This is a genomic window from Halalkalibacter nanhaiisediminis (assembly GCF_007830185.1).
GTDB lineage: Bacteria > Bacillota > Bacilli > Bacillales > Bacillaceae_D > Halalkalibacter > Halalkalibacter nanhaiisediminis.
This window is the reverse complement of sequence record NZ_VLKZ01000003.1, coordinates 352,639-371,590: the sequence shown is the minus strand read 5'-3', so window position 1 is coordinate 371,590 and position 18,952 is coordinate 352,639. Positions and strand designations below refer to the sequence as shown.

At 36.8% G+C, this 18,952-nt stretch carries 19 protein-coding genes, 3 pseudogenes and 1 riboswitch; of the genes and pseudogenes, 4 read left to right on the top strand and 18 right to left on the bottom strand.

What is annotated here, in order from left to right; genetic code table 11:
* Positions 1-54 precede the first annotated feature (54 nt).
* On the top strand, positions 55-495 hold the full coding sequence (locus IQ10_RS07185; protein WP_144449783.1) for an OsmC family protein: 441 nt from the start codon (positions 55-57) through the stop codon (positions 493-495).
* A 294-nt stretch (positions 496-789) separates the two neighbouring features.
* A riboswitch (cyclic di-GMP riboswitch) is annotated at positions 790-883 on the top strand.
* 16 nt (positions 884-899) lie between these two features.
* Positions 900-1,034, top strand: coding sequence for an anti-repressor SinI family protein (locus IQ10_RS07180; protein WP_144449782.1), 135 nt, complete (start codon positions 900-902; stop codon positions 1,032-1,034).
* 308 nt (positions 1,035-1,342) lie between these two features.
* Here IQ10_RS07180 and IQ10_RS07175 read toward each other — a convergent pair whose 3' ends face one another.
* The 7 genes and pseudogenes from IQ10_RS07175 to IQ10_RS07150 form a co-directional block, all read right to left on the bottom strand.
* Positions 1,343-2,122 (bottom strand): metallophosphoesterase, encoded by a 780-nt coding sequence (locus tag IQ10_RS07175; RefSeq protein ID WP_144449781.1) that lies wholly within the window; start codon positions 2,120-2,122, stop codon positions 1,343-1,345.
* Positions 2,123-2,208: 86 nt separating this feature from the next.
* Positions 2,209-2,691: pseudogene (locus IQ10_RS07170) on the bottom strand (ATP-binding cassette domain-containing protein); the annotation flags it as partial.
* Positions 2,690-3,305: pseudogene (locus tag IQ10_RS07165) on the bottom strand (glycosyltransferase); the annotation flags it as partial. The pseudogenes IQ10_RS07165 and IQ10_RS07170, both read right to left, overlap by 2 nt.
* 20 nt (positions 3,306-3,325) lie before the next feature.
* Complete coding sequence (gene galU / locus IQ10_RS07160) at positions 3,326-4,204, bottom strand: UTP--glucose-1-phosphate uridylyltransferase GalU (RefSeq protein ID WP_144449885.1); 879 nt, start codon at positions 4,202-4,204, stop codon at positions 3,326-3,328.
* A gap of 267 nt (positions 4,205-4,471) precedes the next feature.
* A pseudogene (locus IQ10_RS07155) lies at positions 4,472-5,549 on the bottom strand (nucleoside-diphosphate sugar epimerase/dehydratase); the annotation flags it as partial.
* Positions 5,550-5,595: 46 nt separating this feature from the next.
* Positions 5,596-5,730 (bottom strand): hypothetical protein, encoded by a 135-nt coding sequence (locus tag IQ10_RS18555; protein ID WP_277877948.1) that lies wholly within the window; start codon positions 5,728-5,730, stop codon positions 5,596-5,598.
* 266 nt (positions 5,731-5,996) lie between these two features.
* The gene (locus IQ10_RS07150) at positions 5,997-6,557 is read right to left on the bottom strand and encodes a tyrosine-protein kinase family protein (RefSeq protein ID WP_158640009.1); all 561 of its coding nucleotides are present in this window, start codon (positions 6,555-6,557) and stop codon (positions 5,997-5,999) included.
* 291 nt (positions 6,558-6,848) lie between these two features.
* Here IQ10_RS07150 and IQ10_RS07145 point away from each other — a divergent pair, with 291 nt between their 5' ends.
* Together IQ10_RS07145 and IQ10_RS07140 are read left to right on the top strand one after the other, a co-directional pair.
* On the top strand, positions 6,849-7,166 hold the full coding sequence (locus IQ10_RS07145; protein WP_144449778.1) for a hypothetical protein: 318 nt from the start codon (positions 6,849-6,851) through the stop codon (positions 7,164-7,166).
* 76 nt (positions 7,167-7,242) lie between these two features.
* The gene (locus IQ10_RS07140) at positions 7,243-7,461 is read left to right on the top strand and encodes a helix-turn-helix domain-containing protein (protein ID WP_144449777.1); all 219 of its coding nucleotides are present in this window, start codon (positions 7,243-7,245) and stop codon (positions 7,459-7,461) included.
* Between the two features lie 49 nt (positions 7,462-7,510).
* On the opposite strand, the gene IQ10_RS07135 is transcribed toward IQ10_RS07140, so the two are convergent.
* The 11 genes from IQ10_RS07135 to IQ10_RS07085 form a co-directional block, all read right to left on the bottom strand.
* The gene (locus IQ10_RS07135) at positions 7,511-7,843 is read right to left on the bottom strand and encodes a helix-turn-helix domain-containing protein (protein ID WP_144449776.1); all 333 of its coding nucleotides are present in this window, start codon (positions 7,841-7,843) and stop codon (positions 7,511-7,513) included.
* A gap of 115 nt (positions 7,844-7,958) precedes the next feature.
* Entirely contained in the window at positions 7,959-8,087 is a 129-nt protein-coding gene (locus IQ10_RS07130) for an anti-repressor SinI family protein (protein ID WP_144449775.1), read from the bottom strand.
* A 352-nt stretch (positions 8,088-8,439) separates the two neighbouring features.
* Positions 8,440-9,294, bottom strand: coding sequence for an HpcH/HpaI aldolase/citrate lyase family protein (locus IQ10_RS07125; protein ID WP_144449774.1), 855 nt, complete (start codon positions 9,292-9,294; stop codon positions 8,440-8,442).
* 47 nt (positions 9,295-9,341) lie between these two features.
* Positions 9,342-10,517 carry a CaiB/BaiF CoA transferase family protein gene (locus IQ10_RS07120; protein WP_144449773.1) on the bottom strand — a complete coding sequence of 392 codons (1,176 nt, stop codon included), beginning with the start codon at positions 10,515-10,517 and terminating at the stop codon, positions 9,342-9,344.
* A 24-nt stretch (positions 10,518-10,541) separates the two neighbouring features.
* Entirely contained in the window at positions 10,542-11,096 is a 555-nt protein-coding gene (locus tag IQ10_RS07115; RefSeq protein WP_144449772.1) for a Fe-S-containing hydro-lyase, read from the bottom strand.
* Between the two features lie 13 nt (positions 11,097-11,109).
* On the bottom strand, positions 11,110-11,955 hold the full coding sequence (locus IQ10_RS07110) for a fumarate hydratase (RefSeq protein ID WP_144449771.1): 846 nt from the start codon (positions 11,953-11,955) through the stop codon (positions 11,110-11,112).
* A gap of 74 nt (positions 11,956-12,029) precedes the next feature.
* Positions 12,030-12,788 (bottom strand): succinate dehydrogenase iron-sulfur subunit, encoded by a 759-nt coding sequence (gene sdhB / locus IQ10_RS07105; RefSeq protein WP_144449770.1) that lies wholly within the window; start codon positions 12,786-12,788, stop codon positions 12,030-12,032.
* Complete coding sequence (sdhA, locus tag IQ10_RS07100; protein WP_144449884.1) at positions 12,785-14,533, bottom strand: succinate dehydrogenase flavoprotein subunit; 1,749 nt, start codon at positions 14,531-14,533, stop codon at positions 12,785-12,787. Before sdhA ends, sdhB begins: the two co-directional genes overlap by 4 nt.
* 94 nt (positions 14,534-14,627) lie before the next feature.
* The gene (locus tag IQ10_RS07095) at positions 14,628-15,275 is read right to left on the bottom strand and encodes a succinate dehydrogenase cytochrome b558 subunit (RefSeq protein WP_144449769.1); all 648 of its coding nucleotides are present in this window, start codon (positions 15,273-15,275) and stop codon (positions 14,628-14,630) included.
* A 379-nt stretch (positions 15,276-15,654) separates the two neighbouring features.
* The gene (locus tag IQ10_RS07090) at positions 15,655-17,631 is read right to left on the bottom strand and encodes a TRAP transporter permease (RefSeq protein WP_242009777.1); all 1,977 of its coding nucleotides are present in this window, start codon (positions 17,629-17,631) and stop codon (positions 15,655-15,657) included.
* Positions 17,632-17,770: 139 nt separating this feature from the next.
* Complete coding sequence (locus tag IQ10_RS07085; protein WP_144449768.1) at positions 17,771-18,817, bottom strand: TAXI family TRAP transporter solute-binding subunit; 1,047 nt, start codon at positions 18,815-18,817, stop codon at positions 17,771-17,773.
* Positions 18,818-18,952 lie beyond the last annotated feature (135 nt).

Genomic DNA, 18,952 nt, shown 5'->3' with positions numbered 1-18,952 from the left:
TTTTCTTATATTAGATAAAAATAAATGGACTATACTTAATTGGAGGTTTTCATAATGGCAAATAAAATGAAAGTTCATGTTCAAGGAGAAGCGTTAGGAATGCAAGCGATCATAAATGCAGGAGCACATACAATTACCATTGATGAACCAACAAAAATGGGTGGAACTGATACTGGTGCTGACCCATTACAAACGTTACTCGGAGCACTAGCAGGCTGTGAGAATGTCGTCGCAAACTTAGTAGCAAAAGAAATCAATTTCGATTTACAAGGCATTACTTTTGATATTCAGGGAGAACTCGATCCAAGAGGATTTATGGGACAAGAAGGAGTTCGTCCATACTTCGAAAAAGTCGTGATCAATGCTAAAGTGAAAACCAGCGAGTCCCAAGAGCGCATTACCGAGCTTCAAACGATTACTGACCAACGTTGCCCAGTTTATACCACTTTAAAAGCAGCTAATGTTATGTTAGATTCTTCTTGGACAAAAGCATAAATAATGGATACGAAGTTTGGTGCGCGTTTTTTAATACGTGTGCCATTTTGTTTTGCAGTATTTTCGATATGTTCTATTTTAGTTACTCATAATGATTGTTTTTTCTTTAGATGTTTTACTCACTGTAGAGTTTTGTCAGAATAATTGGAAATTCTTTTCTAATATCCCCCTCTCATTTATGGTACTATTTTAATAGGTTAACAACATCGGTACTTTCTTTTATGAATAAAGACACATTACCTACTACTCCTTCTAGCCCTGTCTTATTACTTATCATTAATGTGCGAGATAAAATAAAAGAAAAGGCAAACTTATTGAAAAATAAGGACGCAAAACTACAGGTCTAAGGTAGAAGATTTTTCTTTGCTATGATGGCTGGGTTGCCAAACAATGGAGGAGTACGCATGATTGCACCACAATCCCAAGAAGATACCAAAATCATTGACTGTGAATGGGCTAAACTCATGATGGAAGCAAAAGACATAGGATTAACGCCAGATGAAATACGGGAATTTTTAAATGAAAACTGTGCAAAGTAGATGTACCCTATCAAAATATCTATCATCGGGTAATGTTAATGTGTGATGACAAGGAATGATAAATGAGTACAACCTGTACTTATCTCTCATTCCTTGCTTTCATTTTGGACAAATGTGAGGACATTTATTTCAGGTGGGTTAAATAAACGAAATTTTAAAAAAGGAATAGCGGCACTGCTTCCAAGCCCTGTGCTGACGTATTGCTTCGTTTTTCTGTATTCCCACAAGCCTTTCACTCGGTCTTGAGGCGGGAAAAGTCCTTTGCGCGGATACCTGGCTTCAGGTACAAAAAGGGCTCCCAAAAAAGGTCAACGAATTTGCCCACCATGGTAATGTCCTGCCATAATCAAATCATACTCTTTAAAATCAAGCCACGGGTCACGTTCAATTTGGTCAATTCGTACATCTACTACTGGATAATGAGTAAGAGCTACTATCACATCGGATTCGTCAAGCTCATCTAATATAGACATTTCTTCATACAAATTTTTCTGATGATTAAAATAAGCTCGATACGATTCAAGATTATTATTAGGGCTACGATTGATCACTGCTAGGTTTTTTGTGTAATCTGTAATCGATAATTCAAATTCAACAAAATGAACACTTTTACCATCGATTGTGACCGTATTGATTGATTCTAGTAAGTCTACCCCTCTGCTTTCCATTCCTTTTATAAAACCATTTTTCTCATATGATCTATCAGGCTGCAAAAGATAACTTTTGGGCTCTGCGTTACCAGGAACAAACATAGCAGTTTCTTTATTGTTAATTCCTTCAATTAACGTATAAAAAGGCTTATAATTTGTACTTTGACTACTATTTAGCATATCTCCAGTAAATACAATTGCATCGTAATCAATCGAATTAATTGCGTTTATTAACTTTTTTTGGTTTTGACCGAATACTTTTTCATGTAAGTCTGTCACTTGAAGAACTGAAAAGCCTTCAAGTTCGTTTGGAAGACTCTCGATCACGATTTCTTGCTCGACGACTGTGATCCGCTGATTGTCCCAAATGATATACCCAATTAGGGCAATCGCAAATAACACGATGCTCATCCAAAGCTTGATTCCTTTTTTACTCAAAGCCCACCGCTCCAATAAATCGATAATTTATCCTGAATGACTTCAAACAGGGTGACGCAAATGACCTACTTACCATCACCCTATCCCTAAAGACTTGCTTTCATCTGGTTTTGCAGGAGATGACTAAATACACTTCTTTTTTCTTCCGCTAATTGTCTGAACCCACCTTTTTGAATCACCTGACCTTGATCTAATACGACAACTTGATCAGCATTTCGTATTGTCGATAATCGATGGGCAATCACAATAATTGTCACCTTACCTTTTAATCTTTCAAGTGCCGCTTGAATGTTTGCTTCATTTTCAGTGTCAAGCGCACTCGTTGCTTCATCTAGTACAAGTACAGATGGCTTGCGCAACATCGCTCTAGCAAGGACTAATCGTTGTCTTTCACCCCCAGATAGCTTAATCCCTCGATCTCCGATTAGTGAGTCCAGGTCTTTTGGAAGCTTTTTCACAAACTCAGCAGCCGACGAAAACTGCAGAGCTTCCCACATTTCCTCCTCGCTTGCATCAGGCTTAACCATCCTCAAATTCTCTCGTATACTAGCATTAAAGAGAAAAGGATTCGGCTGCATAAAACATTAGAAACTCATCTACTTGATAGCCTAGTTTGGATCTTAATTCATTTTTTCTCTTTTGATCAATTGGCTTAAATCGTTCTGTATTAACACCAACGCCGCGAACATGTTCAATACGCCCTGCTCTAAATTTATGAATGGTAGCTTAGTTGATAGTCTTCTTTATTGATTGGGATTAAACTATCTGTAAAACTTAAAAGAAACTTCTCAAGCGGATAATAGATCAGCCAATTGATAATTGGTGCCCCTTTAGAAAAATGAAATCCATGAGCGGTATAAATGACCTTTGTTCCGTGCTGTCTTGCTTTTCTTGCAGTAAGCCTGGCAAGTACTCCACCAAATGGCGTGTGACAATGAATGATTGAGTACTGCTGCTTGTCAATAATAGTCTTTAATTCTTTATAAGCCTTTATATTCGCTAGATTAAAAGGACAGCGCTGAAAAGGAATATTAAATTTCACATCTGTAAATGGTAAATCAAGTGTCCCCGCTGCCTCCACATGAACGTCCCAGCCTTGTTCCTTAAACCTTTTCATATAAGGCAAATGAAACGCTTTGAAATGATAATCGACCGTCGCACAGACTAATATTTTTTTAGACAAGGTTATCACCCATCTCCAGACTATTTAATGAATTCTTTTTCTACCATTTTCGTCAAATACTCTAGTAATTCATGTCTCAATTCTTCCCGTTCAAGAGCGAAATCGATTGTCGTTTTAATAAATCCCATCTTCTCACCAACATCATAGCGAACACCTTCAAAGTCATACGCATAAACCGCTTCAAATTGATTCAATCCTGCTATTGCGTCCGTTAATTGAATTTCCCCACCTGCACCTGGCTCTTGCTTATCTAAAATGTCAAAGATTTTCGGACTAAGAATATAGCGACCAAGAATAGCGAGATTAGATGGCGCTTCTTCTTGGTTTGGTTTTTCAACCAAATTATAGACGTTGTAAAAACGTTCCCCCATTTCTTTACCATCTACAATTCCATAGCGAGAAACGTCTTCATCTCGTACTGTTTGGACCCCAAGAATGGATGCATTGTAACGATCATACTGTTCGATCAATTGCTTTAAGCATGGCTTTTCTGCTTGTACAATATCATCACCTAATAACACTGCAAAGGGTTCATTACCGATAAATTTACGGGCACACCAAATCGCATGACCTAGCCCTCTTGGCTCCTTTTGACGAATATAATGAATATCAACTAGCTTCGATGATTTTTGCACTTCATTAAATAAATCAATTTTTCCTTTGTTTAATAAATTTTGTTCTAATTCAAATGAATGATCGAAATGATCCTCAATCGCTCTTTTTGCTTTTCCTGTTACGATAATAATATCTTCAATACCTGAAGCCACCGCTTCCTCAACAATGTACTGGATAGTAGGCTTATCAACAATTGGCAGCATTTCTTTTGGCATTGCTTTTGTCGCTGGAAGAAAGCGAGTTCCAAGACCTGCTGCTGGAATAATGGCTTTTTTTACTTTCATTTCTTTCACTCCTCGTGTATGAATTAACCTGGGATTGATAGAGCTTTCTCTTTGAGTAATTTCTGATTTGCTAATTGGATAAGTTTGTCGTAATGTTTCTCTCTCTAAAATCGTATAAGTAAGCAGGATATCTTCAATTTCATCAATGAACATATCTGCTGGTTTGCCAATATAAATTTTCGGATGAATTTGCTGTTCGTGAACTTCATTTTCATTAAGTAGCTCTTCAAACAACTTTTCTCCTGGACGCATGCCTGTGAATTAAATGTGAGCAGCTGCATGATAGACGACATCAGATCTATGGGATTTCATATTGAGATTCATTTTATTCAAATCCTGAATATCTGCAATTTCTGTCACAAATGAAATGGCTGTATGTTGAAATAACTCTTTTAATTCCATTTCAATCGAATAAATACTATTTTCTCCGTGCCCTAGTAAAATCAACTTTTCGGGGTTGAAATGTGAAACTTGACGACAAATTCCTGAACAATCGAACCACCTGCACCTGTCACTAAAACAACTTTATTCGTTATATAGTCCGAAATACTTTCAATATTTAATTCAACCAATTCTCTCCCTATTAAATCTTCCACTTGAACATCTCGAAATTGATTGACAGAAACTTTTCCAATTACTAAATCTTTAATTATTGGTATAATTTGTGTTTTCACTTTTGTCTTTGTACATTCTTGGAAGATTGCATTTAACTCTCTTCTTCTTAGGGATGGAATGGCAATGACAATGTTATCAATCTTTAATTGTTGAACATAATACTCAATTTGATCAATGCCAGCAATGACAGGGATACCTAAAATATCTAAGTTGTGCTTTCTGACATTATCATCAATAAAAGCAACAGGTAGTAATTCAGTTGTGTTGTCTTGTAATTGCCTCACAACCAATGTTCCAGCTGCACCAGCACCGATAATTAACGTACTTTTCTTGTTGTTATCCTTCTTCATGTATGTGTCCCGCAAGATCCGCCACCAAAACCTAGAACCTCCGATGAAAAACATATGAAGCATCCATGTCACTATAAGTAGACGAATCTGGATATCCTGTATAATAATTTATTGAACAAAAGCAGTTATAAGAATGGAGAAGGTTGCAATTTTAAAACGATAATTAATTCTCCTATGCTTGCATATTCCCCAGCTTTTTTGTACAGCTTATAGGCAAATGAAAAAGTATGATGACTAATAAGCACTGTAATAGCTATCACAATTAGCGTTAGTTGTAGAAAAACTTGATCATAAAACAGTAAATAACTTTAAAAAATAGTTGTCAGAATAAAAATAGAATCAATTATAATTAATAATGACAACCTCTGGTGGTAAGCCACATCCACCACATCCACTCCTCCTCCCAATTAAGATAGACCCTACTGGCTACTGAAGACTTCTTCGTAGAATAACAAAATCAATGATCTTTTTAATTTCTTCCAATTGTTCTCTCGTAGCATCTTGCTTGATATAACGAACTACTTTTTTAATTGATCTTGGAAACTTATCTAATTCTTTCATATAAGACATCCCCTTTATGTTTCGAAATTTTTATTTAACAACTTTAACCAAACGGCTACTCGAACCGTCTAGTTAAAATGTTTAAATAAAATTGGGCATCTAACCCTTCCTCACACCACACTTTTGATGACTAGCATTTAAGTTTTTTTAAGACCCACAGCATGGCCGAGTGCCGCCATAGATAATGGCAAGGAGACATCACCAAATCGTTAAAAAGATCGTTCTAGTTCTTTATTAAGAACATCAATGTAAAAAAGAGTGTACCGCTAGATTATCTTCCAACGATTCTTAGCATTTAAAATAACTCCTAGTAGATTAGCGTTTGACAGTTCTAGCATATTTTTCGCTTCTAAAGCTAATAGATCTACCGTTTTGCCATTTCTAAAAACTAAAATGACACCATCTGATTGTTTAGCTATGATTTTTGTGTCCTTTTCTTCAAGAACGGGCGGGGCATCAATTAAAACAAGATCATATTCATCTTTTTCTTTTTCATGAAATTGCTCTATTAATTCCGAATAAAATAATGCCTCTGTATTAAGAGGTATAGGGCCACTTGTAAGCACATCTAATCCAGCAAATTCTGACTGATTGATTGTTTCTTCCAGTGTAGCCTGGCCTGATAATACATTCGTTAATCCGATTTCATTTTTGATTTTAAACATGTGATGGATAGTTGGTTTTCTAACATTCGCATCGATAATTAATACTTTCTTTTCATCTTGAACCATCGAAATGGCTAAATTTACAGTAGTTGTTGACTTTCCCTCTTTGTAGCTAGGAGACGTGAGAACCAATGTACGACAGTTATCTGAGCCAAAACTCAAGTTAATACTTTTATATTAGTTCTTTATAAAGAACGAGTCAATACATATTTTAACTTTTTTGATTCGGTTGGATAATTAGCTATTAAAAATCACAAATATATAGCATATTGGTACCCATCTTATTCCGCTTATATCGTTGCAAACTATGAACTTATTAAGATATTTGGAACATATACCCAAACATTTTGTTCTTTTTACAGATCAATTATACCAAAAACGTTTACTATTAAGAACAAAAAAGTTATAATGTTCTTTAATGAGAACAAAAGGAGGTAAAGGAGAGACAATTTTATGATCAATGCCGTTTTTTCGGAAGAACCATTAATTGGCTATATCTGCATTCATGAAGTAAATAGCAAATTAATCAATTCAAAAGCATCAATGATTCGAGTTATCGCTTTAACGAACCAATCGATGATTTTTCTAAGTCCGTTGAAATTTCCCTTATCAGAAACTGTCATTTATCAAGCAAAAATCAAAATTTCTCAAACTGACATTGAATTATTTGGTCTCATAACAGCCTCGATCAATTCAAATAAAGGTAAGACTAATCATTATGAGCTTACCTATAAACAAAATAAAGAAAATGATCGAATAGTGAATATGTAAAAAACATAACGATTTCTTTGTGGGCTCTGCCTAGAAATTAACTTTTAAAAAAACTAAAAGACGAGGAGATAATCATATGAATGGGGGGATTATTAGGGCTTTAAGGCAAAAAAGAGGAATGACATTAAATCAACTTGCTGTAATCTCGGGAGTGTCTAAATCATACATTAGTTATATTGAAAGAGGATTACAAAAAAACCCGAGCATTATTGTATTAAAAAAAATTTCAGAAGCCCTAGATATTGAATTTCTTCAACTAGTTGAGTCATTAAATCGACCAAATGATCATGAGTAAATATAGAAAACCCTAGTTATACATAAATGAACTAGGGTTTTCTATATGATCATTTGTCAGATTTCTCAATTTTCCACTTATTAAATTCTAAATATTCACGGAACTGCTCTTTACTTATACCAGAGTCCATTGCTTCCTTAACTAATTCAATCCAAGCCGCATCAAGCTTCTCTTCTCTATTATCCTTTCCCTCATTTAACAATGTTTCTACAGCAACACCTAATACTGCTGCAACCTTTTCAAGGAAATGGATGGAAGGATTGGATTGAATATTTCTTTCAATTGAACTCAAGTATGATTTTGCAACTCCAGCTTTTTCAGCTAGTTCGGATAAAGATAAACCTTTTTCAAGCCTATATTTTTTAACTTGCTCACCTATCATGAATATCTTTTCCTCTCTCACTTATGTATTACTTATAATTATAGCAGTGTGGAGGTTATTCTGTAAATAATCCACGGGTGTGACTAGAATATGGGCAGAAAAGCATATGTTTTATCTAGGTATTAGTTTTCAGTTTGCCTAGTTCAAAATAATCTTTGATGTCCTCAATCGTTAACCCAAGTTGCTTTGCCTCAAGAATAAGGTTTACCCATTCATAATCAAGCTTTTCTTTTTTATCAATCATTATCTTTCCCCTCCAAAATTACAAATGGAATATAAAAAGCAAGAGCTGTACTATTCTTCAAAAGACAAACCACATAAGAGTTGATTTCTATTAAGATCTTTTCGTTCTTTTTAAAGAACTTAAAGCAAGTATATTATGAAAATACAGATAATTAAACCCCTAAATTACAATTTTTATGCTTAATAACGAACAATTTTATCTATGTATTTAAAAGAACCGTACAGTTTTAAACAAACCAAAGAAATGGATTTCCCCAATATAAAACCCCTCTCAGATTAATCTAAAAGGGGGTATCCATCAGTCTTGGAATTTGGAAATATTTATTTTTTAATATAGGTTTCACTTTGAATGGTTATTCTTCTATTTTTAAAAGCTTCATTGCTCTCTTATAAACTGGATAATCAACCAATTGATTTCCGACTGTTACTGCCCCTACTCCGTCTTTCTCAGCTTTTTCAAATGCAGCTACAATCGTTTTAGCTTTTTCTAACTCCTCTTGGTTAGGTGATAAAACCTTATGAACAACATCAATCTGCTTTGGATGAATGATCAACTTCGCTTTAAAGCCAAGCATTTTAGCACGTTCTGTCTCGTTCAAAAACCCTTTTTCATCACCTAAATTAGGATAAACAGCATCAATTGGACTCTCAATCCCTGCAGCTCTTGAAGCGTTTACAATTTTTGAACGCGCATATAATAGTTCCATGCCGTCCTTTGTTAATTCACAATCAATATCTAATGAATAGTCGATCGAACCAAAGGCAACTCTTGAGATTAATGAATGTGCTGAAGCAATTTCCATTGTATTTTCTACACCTTTAGCAGTTTCAATAAGAGGGATTACCTCAAACGGAGTAGATCCTAAGTCTAATAGCTTCATTTGTTGATGGATCAGTTCACAAACCATTACTAGCTCTTTTTTTGACTCTGCCTTTGGTAACATAATGCCGTGAACACCTGATTGTACAGCTGCTGCTACATCCTTTTCCAAAAATGAACTATGGCAATCATTTATGCGAATGTACGTTTGTTTAAATTTAACCTTTTGTTGTAAAAATGCAGTTACCCGTTTTCTGGCATGTTCCTTTTCTGCTATAGCCACTGCATCCTCTAAATCGATAATGACAGCGTCTACAGGCGAATTCATCGCTTTTTCAATTACAGTCGTGTTATTTCCTGGTACAAATAAGTAGGAGCGACAATTCATATCCTTAACCTCCTCTCATTATTGTGGATATTGGATCCAATAAAGGTTTAAACAAAAGATGTTTTACATTTAATGATTGTTTCAGCGTCTATTCCTAACTCCTCCATAATCTCCTCAGTATGTTCACCGACTTTTGGTATCGGGTTCATCACGTTATCAATACTATCAAACGTCACTGGTGGGATAAGGGCTTGGATTGGACCGACAGGAGAATTAACTTCCTTCCAGCGGTTTCTGGCCTTAAGCTGAGGATGATTAATGAAATCCTTTACTGTATTTAGCCTAGCGTTTGCTATTTTTGCTTCTTCAAGTCGATCAATGATTTCATCTGAAGTTAATGTTTCAAACACTTGATGAATGATTGTAATTAATGTGTCACTATTCTCGACTCTTTTTGAATTACTATCAAATCGACTATCGTTAGCCAAATCTGGTTGTCTTATAACCTGTTGACAAAATTGAACCCATTCTCTTTCATTTTGAATTCCTAAAAAGACAAGCTTTTGATCGCCAGCTTGGAAGGGACCATATGGAAAAATGGTCGCATGCCTAGCCCCAGTACGTTTTGGCTCCGTTCCACCATAACCAGAGTAATACATTGGGTACCCCATCCACTCTCCTAGAGCTTCAAGCATCGAAACCTCCATGATCGTTCCTTTTCCCGTTTTATGCCGTGTTAACAATGCTGTTAAAATACCAGAATAAGCATACATTCCTGCAGCAATATCGGCTATCGACATTCCCGTTTTCGACGGTGTATCTTCTGTACCAGTAACCGAAACAGCGCCAGCTTCACATTGAATCAGTAAGTCGTATGCTTTTTTCATCGTATAGGGTCCAAATGATCCGTAACCTGAAATCGAACAGATGATGAGATGAGGGTATTTTTCTTTCAGTTCCTCAGGGCTAAAACCTAAGCGATCGATTGCGCCAGGAGCCAGATTTTGAATAAAGACATCTGCTTTTGCAATGACTTTTTCCAATACTTCTTTCGCCTCTGGTTGTTTCAGATCGAGGCTTAGTGATTCTTTAGAACGATTTAACCAGACAAAATGACTAGACATCCCTTTTACCGTTGTGTCATATCCTCTTGCAAAATCCCCAGTTATCGGGCGTTCAACTTTAATTACACGTGCTCCAAGATCTGCTAATTGTCTTGACGCAAATGGAGCTGCAACCGCTTGTTCTAATGAAACGACTGTAATTCCTTCTAATGGCAACATGAAAACGACCTCCCTCTTAATATGTTAATCTACGCGATAAATCTCTGAGCCTGATTTATACAAATCATTACCAAAGGCATCATTAATAACTACGGCTGGAAAATCTTCAATCACCATTTTTCGAATCGCTTCTGGACCTAAGTCTTCATAAGCGATCACTTCTACTTCTTTAATCGAACGTGCAATTAAGGCGCCAGACCCTCCTATGGCGGCAAAATATACAGCCTTGTTCTTTACAATCGATTGAATCACAGCCTCATCACGATATCCTTTTCCAATCATGCCTTTTAAACCTAAATCAAGGAGTGTCGGGGTATATTTATCCATTCGCCCACTCGTCGTTGGACCTGCAGAACCGATCACACTTCCAGGTTTTGCAGGAGTCGGACCAACATAGTAGATCACCTTTCCTTTTATATCAAATGGAAGCTCCTTGCCTTGTTCAAGACTTTCTATCATTCGTTTATGTGCAGCATCTCTTGCCGCATACACCGTACCACTGATTAAGACTCGATCTCCTGCTTTTAGTGACTTCGTTATTTCATCATTAAATGGTGTCGTAATTTTGATCGCAGACATTGAATCACCTCACTTACAATAGGATTTCCTTATGACGACTTGCATGACAATTTAAATTAATTGCTACAGGCAATGCAGCAATATGGCATGGGGCAATTTCTATTTTCACGTCCAGTGCTGTCGTACTTCCACCCATTCCTTGAGGACCAATTCCTAACTTATTAATTTTTTCCATTAATTCTTCTTCTAAGCTCGCAATTTCAACTAGAGAACTTCTTTTACCTACTGGGCGAAATAATGATTTTTTTGCTAAATAAGCAGACTTCTCAAAATTACCCCCTATTCCTACTCCGACGATCAGTGGTGGACACGCATTTGGACCAGCGACTTTCACCGTTTCCAAAATAAACTCTTTGATTCCTTCGATTCCATCTGATGGCTTTAACATTTTTAACGTGCTCATATTTTCACTGCCGCCACCTTTTGCAGACATATGAATAGTGAGTTGATCACCTGGTACCACCTCAATATGAATAATCGAAGGGGTATTGTAGCCTTTACTTTTCTCACGTGTAATCGGATGGTCTACGATCGAGTGCCGTAAATATCCTTCCTCATAGCCTTTTTTTACGCCTTCGTTGATAGCATCATTTAGGTTGCCACCAGTAATATGACAGTCCTGCCCTAATTCAACAATAAAAACAGAAACACCAGTATCCTGACACATTGGCACTCTCTCAGTCGATGCAATTTCAGCATTTAAAATTAATTGATTCAATACATTTTTTCCTGTTTCAGATTTTTCTGTCGTGAGCGATGATTTAAATGCATTAACCACGTCTTCACCAAGCTCATAATTCGCTTCCTGACACATCTCAGAAACTTTATCAACAATGCTTTGATATTCAATGACTTTCAATCGATGAAACCTCCTTCTTAACAGCAATCAATGTAAGCCTTTCCTTTTTACGAGAGAGCGATAGATTTTATATACTATTTTTTAAACCAGCTTTTCATAGCAAATCGATTCGCATCCCTATTTAATTCCGCTAAAGCTGTCGTTAACGGAATTTCTTTCGGACAAACTTGAACGCAATTTTGCGAGTTTCCGCAATTTGATATTCCTTCTTCTCCAACAATAACCGCCATTCGTTCATCTTTTTTCTGTGCTCCAGTTGGATGCATATTGAAATATTTAACTTGTGCTATTGCTTGCGGTCCGATAAAAGGGGAGCCACTATTAACATTTGGACAAGCTTCTAAGCAACAACCGCATGTCATACAGGTAGAATATTTATATGCTTCCTGTTGTTCAACCTGGTAAATATCTGGCCCTTCATCAAGCGCATATGTGCCATCGGTAGGAATCCAGCCTTTGATTTTCTTTAAGGCTTCAAACATTCTTTCACGATTCACAACCAAATCCTTTTCAACTGGAAATGTACTCATTGGCTCAAGTATAATCGGCTGTTCAAGCTGATCGACTAAAGCTGAACACGCTTGCCTTACCTTTCCATTAATTCTCATACTACAGGCTCCACATACTTCTTCTAAACAGTTGTAATCCCATGTAACAGAGCGTACTTTTTCTCCCTTTCTATTGATTGGGTTTCGTTGAATTTCCATTAACGCAGAAATGACATTCATATTCGGACGATAAGGAACGTTGAATTCTTCCCAATAAGAGGATTGATTTAAATCATCCTGACGCTTCACTTTAAAACGGAGAACCTTTTTCTCTGTCTGATTCATTTAACCTCCTCCTTACTCCTACGTTCTTTAACTTCCTCATCTTTACTGCTCGTTACGACGTCGTACCTTCTAGCACGTGGCTTAATATAGGCTAAATCAACTGGTTCATAGCTAAATTTCGGTCCATTTTCTGTATGTTTTGCTATTGTTGTTTTGAGCCAGTTTTCATCATCACGTGCAGGAAATTCTGGTTTAAAATGAGCACCTCTGCTTTCATTTCTATTTAAAGCACCTAATGTGATTACCCTTGCTAGCTCCATCATATTTCGCAGCTGTCTCACAAACGTTACTGTTCGATTTTGCCATTTGGAAACATCATCAATCCCTATATGATTCCATCTTTCTAATAATTCCTGTAGTTTTTCATCTGTTTTTTGCAGGCGGTCGTTATACCTGACAACGGTTACATTATCAACCATCCAATCACTCATCTCGACATGAAGCTGATAAGGGTTTTCTGGCCCATCCATTTTGTAAATTTGGGCCACTTGATCCTCTTGATAAGCCTTGGCTTTTTCAAAAATCAAATTTGAAACGTCATCACTAGATTTATCAAGCTCTTTTACATAATTAACAGCGTTAGGCCCTGTGACCATTCCACCATAAATCGCCGATACAAGAGAGTTTGCACCAAGGCGATTTGCTCCGTGATATTGATATTCACATTCTCCGCAAGCAAATAATCCTTTTATATTCGTCATTTGGTTATAATCAACCCATAAGCCCCCCATTGAGTAATGAACAGCCGGGAAGATTTTCATTGGGATTTTACGCGGATCATCACCTGCAAATTTCTCATAAATATCTAAAATACCGCCTAGCTTCTTTTCTAGTTTTTCTGTTGGCAAATGAGAGAGATCTAGATACACCATATTCTCACCATTAATACCGAGCTTAAGATCGACACAAACGTGAAAAATTTCCCTTGTGGCAATATCTCTTGGAACGAGGTTGCCGTATGCTGGGTATTTCTCTTCTAAGAAGTACCACGGTTTTCCATCTTTATAGACCCAAACCCTTCCTCCCTCTCCTCTAGCTGATTCTGACATTAACCGTAATTTATCATCTCCAGGTATGGCCGTTGGATGAATTTGAATAAATTCACCATTTGCATAATGTGCTCCTTGTTGGTACGCAATACTATGAGCACTTCCTGTGTTGATCGTTGAATTGGTGCTTTTTCGATAAATATTTCCAATTCCACCCGTAGCCAAAATAACGGCATCCGAACGAAAATCTTTTATTTCCATTGATCTCAAGTCTTGTGCAATAATGCCCTTGCAGCATTTGTCATCATCTAAAACTAACGATAACAACTCCCAATGCTCATATTTCTCTACGAGCCCACTAGCTTCATATTTTCGCACTTGTTCATCTAATGCATAAAGAATTTGCTGTCCTGTCGTTGCTCCTGCAAATGCTGTTCGCGAATATTTAGCTCCACCTAGCCTGCGAAAGTCAATTTTTCCTTCTTCCGTACGATTGAACTGGACACCCATTCGAGCAAGTAAATAGATAATATCTGGTGCTGCGTCACACATATCTTTAACAGGTGGCTGGTTAGCAAGAAAATCCCCCCCGTAGATCGTGTCATCAAAATGCTCCCAAGTAGAATCGCCTTCTCCTTTTGTATTAACGGCTCCATTTATTCCACCTTGAGCACAAACGGAATGCGAACGCCTTACTGGGACGAGCGAAAATAGTTTTACTTTACCACCTGTCTCTGCAATCTTGATCGTAGCCATTAAGCCTGCTAGCCCGCCACCAATGACAATATAATTTTCTGTAGTCACATCAATCACCTCCGACTTTTTTGCACATAATTCTTTCTGTAGATGCTTATACGAAAGCAAATAACGTCATAATTCCAATGACAGTCATAAGAATAAAAACACCTAAACAAATTCGAGAGCTCATTTTCTGTGAAGCTTTACCTATTGTGATCCCCCACGTAATGAGTCCTGTAGAAATCCCATTAGCAAAGTGATATGTTGTAGCAATAATCCCAACCACATAGAAGGCAAATATCCAAGGGTTTTGTAAATGTTCACTCACTACCTGAAAGCTTACCTCAGTACCTGAAATGGCATTTGAGATGCGTAGGGCCCAAATATGATATACAACGAAAATCAATGTTACAATTCCAGTTATTCTTTGAAAGAAAAACAGCCAATTTCGACGATAGGAATAAGTCAACGTATTGTTTCTTGAAATAAATGTTAAATACATACCATAGACTGCATGAAAGATTAATGGAATGGCAATAAAGAAAATTTCAATCAGAAGGACGAATGGAATATTGTGTAGGAATGCAATTTGCCTGTTGTAGGTATCAGCTCCTAGAATGGCAGTCGCATTCGTATAAAAATGCTCGATCAGAAATAAACCAAGTGGAATAAGTCCTGCTAATGAATGTAGGCGAGCGAGTACAAAATGCTTTGTTATGCTACTAGTTGTATTCCCTACGCCTAGCTTTTTTACCTCCATAAATATATGTCCCCTCCTTTTTTATTCATTGATGACATGTGATGAAGATCAATATTATGGATATTGGATCCAATTTAAATTGATGAATAATCGTTGAATTGTTAAGTTAATTCTCATTTTACTGAAAATTGTATTCATTTAAAGGATACAAGATCCTTTTTAAAAAGTCTATGTTTTTGTTAACTGTACAGAGTCTGCAATGTTAGAAAAACTGGGCTTCTCGCACAGCTTAATGGCGAATCACTTAGTCTTTTTTATTTGTTCAGCTGATCTTTTTCTGACAAGTTAAGAAAGTAAACCGAACACCATTCTTTTTATGAGTTTGGTTCGGTTTACTGCTTAAGCTTGCTAGCATATCTCTAAATACCTAATAACAATGTTATTGAGATAAATTGGTCGCTCCTACCTTATGTTTCTTCTTATTTATTTGAAGGAAAATTACACCAGTAACAATTAACAATGCTATAACATTCAACATAACATTCGATAACATTAATAAGATCGCGGCAACAAATAACATTATACTTGTAAAAATATTTGTTGTTGTTTTAAAAAACCAGCCTTGAACAGACGCGGCTAAGAGATACACCCCTACAACAGCCGTTAGAGCAACAAATGTAATTTCAATCCACGAATCACTCATGAGTAATAACTGTGGACTATAAAAGAACATAAATGGAACGATAAATGCAGCTATCCCTAACTTAAATGCCTGTACTCCCGTTTTCATAGGATTCGTTCCGGCAATCCCTGCGGCTGCAAACGCAGCAAGTGCAACTGGCGGAGTAATAGCAGAAATAACGGCATAATAAAACACAAACATATGGGCAAGTAATGGATCAATTCCTATACGAATTAACCCAGGTGCCACAACAGAAGCAGCCACAGCATAGGCAGCCGTTGTTGGCATTCCCATTCCTAAGATGATTGATAATAGCATTGCAAAAATTAATGCAAGAAGTAAGTTATTATCAGCAATGGAAAGGAGCATTGAACTAAATTGCATACCAACCCCAGTTAGCGCAATGACACCGACAATAATACCAGCGCATGCAACAACAGAAATTAACTGTAGGGCACTTTTCATACCTAGTTCTAATGCAAGCAATATTTTTTTGATTCCCATTCGAGTTGATGGATGGATCCAACTAATGACTAGACAAGCAATAATTCCAATTGTACCTGAACGAATAATAGAATATCCGCTTACCAGCATGTAAATGAGCACTACGATTGGAATAATAAGATACAGTTTCTTCGCAATATCTTTTAACTTTGGAAGCTGATTTCTCGGTAAACCTTTCATTCCTTGCTTTAAGGCTTCAAAATCAACCATAAAATAAACAGAAATAAAATACAGTAAAGCTGGAATGATAGCGGCTAAGATAATTTGTGAGTAAGGAATACCCAAAATTTCTGCCATAATAAAGGCACCTGCCCCCATTATTGGAGGTAAAATCTGTCCACCAGCTGATGCAGTCGCCTCGGTTGCTGCCGCAAACCTTGCTTTATATCCGACTTTTTTCATTAGTGGAATCGTAAGTGACCCAGTAGCAACCGCATTACCTGCTGAAGTTCCATTCATCATTCCCATAAGAGCAGAAGAAAAGACAGCAACCTTTGCTGGTCCACCTCTTAATCCACCTGCTGTAGCTAATGCAATGTCCATAAAATAATTACCTACTTTTGACATTTGCAGAAATGCTCCAAATACGATAAATAGAACGATATACTTCGATGAGACATCGAGTGTGACACCAAATATACCGTCTAGGCCATAAATATACGTGACAAAACGTTGTACTGAATACCCTTGATGATGAAAAATACCTGGAAGCCATGGTCCGATAAATGCATATAAAACAAAAATACCAGCCAATGCAGGGAGCATCCATCCACTCGTTCTTCTTGCTAATTCAAATACAATCAGTAGCCCACCTAGTGCAACATAAAAGTCCATTTCAGTTGGGGCGACACCGAACCTGAATAGCACTTGATTTAAATTTGTGTAAATATAAAAGGCGATGTAAATAGTCGCTGCAATTAAAATCCAATCGATAACGGAGACTTTATTTGATTTTGTTCTCCATCCTGGGTACAGCATAAAAGCTAGAATAGCCCCAAAAGCTAAATGGGTACTGCGGAAAATCCATGGATCAATTGGGTTAAAATTTAAAATATAAAGATGGAAAAGTACCCCGATGACAGCAATTGTTCCAAACAAGTAACGCGTAACACCTGAAAGCTTTCTTTCAGCCATTGTATATTCTGGCTCTTCTTCTACTTTAGGAGCATTAGTAGCGTTTATTGTGTCACTGGCTTCTACATTCTCTATTTGTTTTTTGTTTTTCTTCAAGTTTTTTCAACTCCTTTTTATAAAATCTAGAAGAGGAAAAATGATAAAGGATCTGACCGCAACTAGTAGCTTCATATATCGTGAAAGTAAGATTCAACTCGATATTTATGACTAGAGGTCAGACCCTCATTATTTCAATCTATTCTTCTGGATAAACTGAGTCTGGAAGCTCAATCCCTACTTCTTCGTAATAACGAATAGCACCTGGGTGAAGTGGGACTTGCTCATTATTTAAAATAGCTTCTACCGTTGCTTCCTCTGCTGATGAGTGAGTTTGTATGAGTTGATCGATATTTTCATGATAAGCTTTAACTAAGTTATATACAAAATCCTCATTTGCATCTTTGTGTACGATACCAAAGTTAAATACCGCTACCGTCTCCATATCCTCTTCTAAAGAATTATAAGAGTCTGCTGGAAGGGTATATTCATAAAAATATGGATACCTCTCTAAGATTCGATCACGATATTCTCCGTCCAAACCAAAAAGATTAATATCTCTTTGCGCTTCAATCTCGGTAATAATGGCGATTGGTGTTCCTGCCGAGAAACCAATAACATCTAATTGACCATCTAGCATTTGTGAGGCCATATCATTTGCTCCTGTTTGGATATTTTGTGTATTCAATTCTAGTGCTTCATGAATAATTGGATTATACGTCCCTGGAGTTCCTCCAGCTGGCCCAACACCAACTTGTAGTCCTTCAATTTGAGAAAGTTCGGTGATACCAGATTCTTCTGTAGCCCACCATACGAATGGTGTCGTATACATCGGAAATGCAATTCGTAGATCAGGCATCGTCTGTCCACCAGTCCAGTCACCAGTTCCAGTATATGCTTCATACGCTGGAGCTAATGTCGCGAGACCTAAATCCAGATCTCCAGAATTGACCATTTGTAAGTTATGAACGGGTCCACCTGTTACTTCAACATTACTTGTAATATCTAAATGCTCCTCTAATAAAGTTGAAATCCCTCCTGCATAAATGTAATACGTACCACCTTGAGAAGCAGATCCTATTCTAATGTTAGAAGGCCATTCTGTTGCTGTAGCATCCGTTGCTTCACCATTTTCACTATCAGCAGACGAATCTACTGGTCCATCCGCCTCGCTATCACCACCACATGCAGCTAGTAGTATCAAACTAAAGGTCAACATCAAACTGAAAAGAAACTTTTTAAACATTTCAAACAACCTCCCTTTTTTGTAAACGCTTTCTTTTATTGTTAAAAAAAAATTTTCATTCAGTCTCGACAGTATCAACTTCTTTCTAAAAATAGAATCAAGAATCCATTTATCACCTCCTTAGAAATGTTTTTC

Excerpts from the sequence above, each read along its gene's own strand:
- sdhA (WP_144449884.1), bottom strand. The coding sequence starts at position 14,533 with ATGGCTACGATCAAGATTGCAGAGACAGGTGGTAAAGTAAAACTATTT.
- IQ10_RS18555 (WP_277877948.1), bottom strand. The coding sequence starts at position 5,730 with ATGAAAGAATTAGATAAGTTTCCAAGATCAATTAAAAAAGTAGTTCGT.
- IQ10_RS07085 (WP_144449768.1), bottom strand. The coding sequence starts at position 18,817 with ATGTTTAAAAAGTTTCTTTTCAGTTTGATGTTGACCTTTAGTTTGATA.
- IQ10_RS07140 (WP_144449777.1), top strand. The coding sequence starts at position 7,243 with ATGAATGGGGGGATTATTAGGGCTTTAAGGCAAAAAAGAGGAATGACA.
- IQ10_RS07145 (WP_144449778.1), top strand. The coding sequence starts at position 6,849 with ATGATCAATGCCGTTTTTTCGGAAGAACCATTAATTGGCTATATCTGC.
- IQ10_RS07115 (WP_144449772.1), bottom strand. The coding sequence starts at position 11,096 with ATGTCTGCGATCAAAATTACGACACCATTTAATGATGAAATAACGAAG.
- sdhB (WP_144449770.1), bottom strand. The coding sequence starts at position 12,788 with ATGAATCAGACAGAGAAAAAGGTTCTCCGTTTTAAAGTGAAGCGTCAG.
- IQ10_RS07125 (WP_144449774.1), bottom strand. The coding sequence starts at position 9,294 with ATGAATTGTCGCTCCTACTTATTTGTACCAGGAAATAACACGACTGTA.
- IQ10_RS07120 (WP_144449773.1), bottom strand. The coding sequence starts at position 10,517 with ATGTTGCCATTAGAAGGAATTACAGTCGTTTCATTAGAACAAGCGGTT.
- IQ10_RS07130 (WP_144449775.1), bottom strand. The coding sequence starts at position 8,087 with ATGATTGATAAAAAAGAAAAGCTTGATTATGAATGGGTAAACCTTATT.
- IQ10_RS07095 (WP_144449769.1), bottom strand. The coding sequence starts at position 15,275 with ATGGAGGTAAAAAAGCTAGGCGTAGGGAATACAACTAGTAGCATAACA.
- galU (WP_144449885.1), bottom strand. The coding sequence starts at position 4,204 with ATGAAAGTAAAAAAAGCCATTATTCCAGCAGCAGGTCTTGGAACTCGC.
- IQ10_RS07135 (WP_144449776.1), bottom strand. The coding sequence starts at position 7,843 with ATGATAGGTGAGCAAGTTAAAAAATATAGGCTTGAAAAAGGTTTATCT.
- IQ10_RS07185 (WP_144449783.1), top strand. The coding sequence starts at position 55 with ATGGCAAATAAAATGAAAGTTCATGTTCAAGGAGAAGCGTTAGGAATG.
- IQ10_RS07180 (WP_144449782.1), top strand. The coding sequence starts at position 900 with ATGATTGCACCACAATCCCAAGAAGATACCAAAATCATTGACTGTGAA.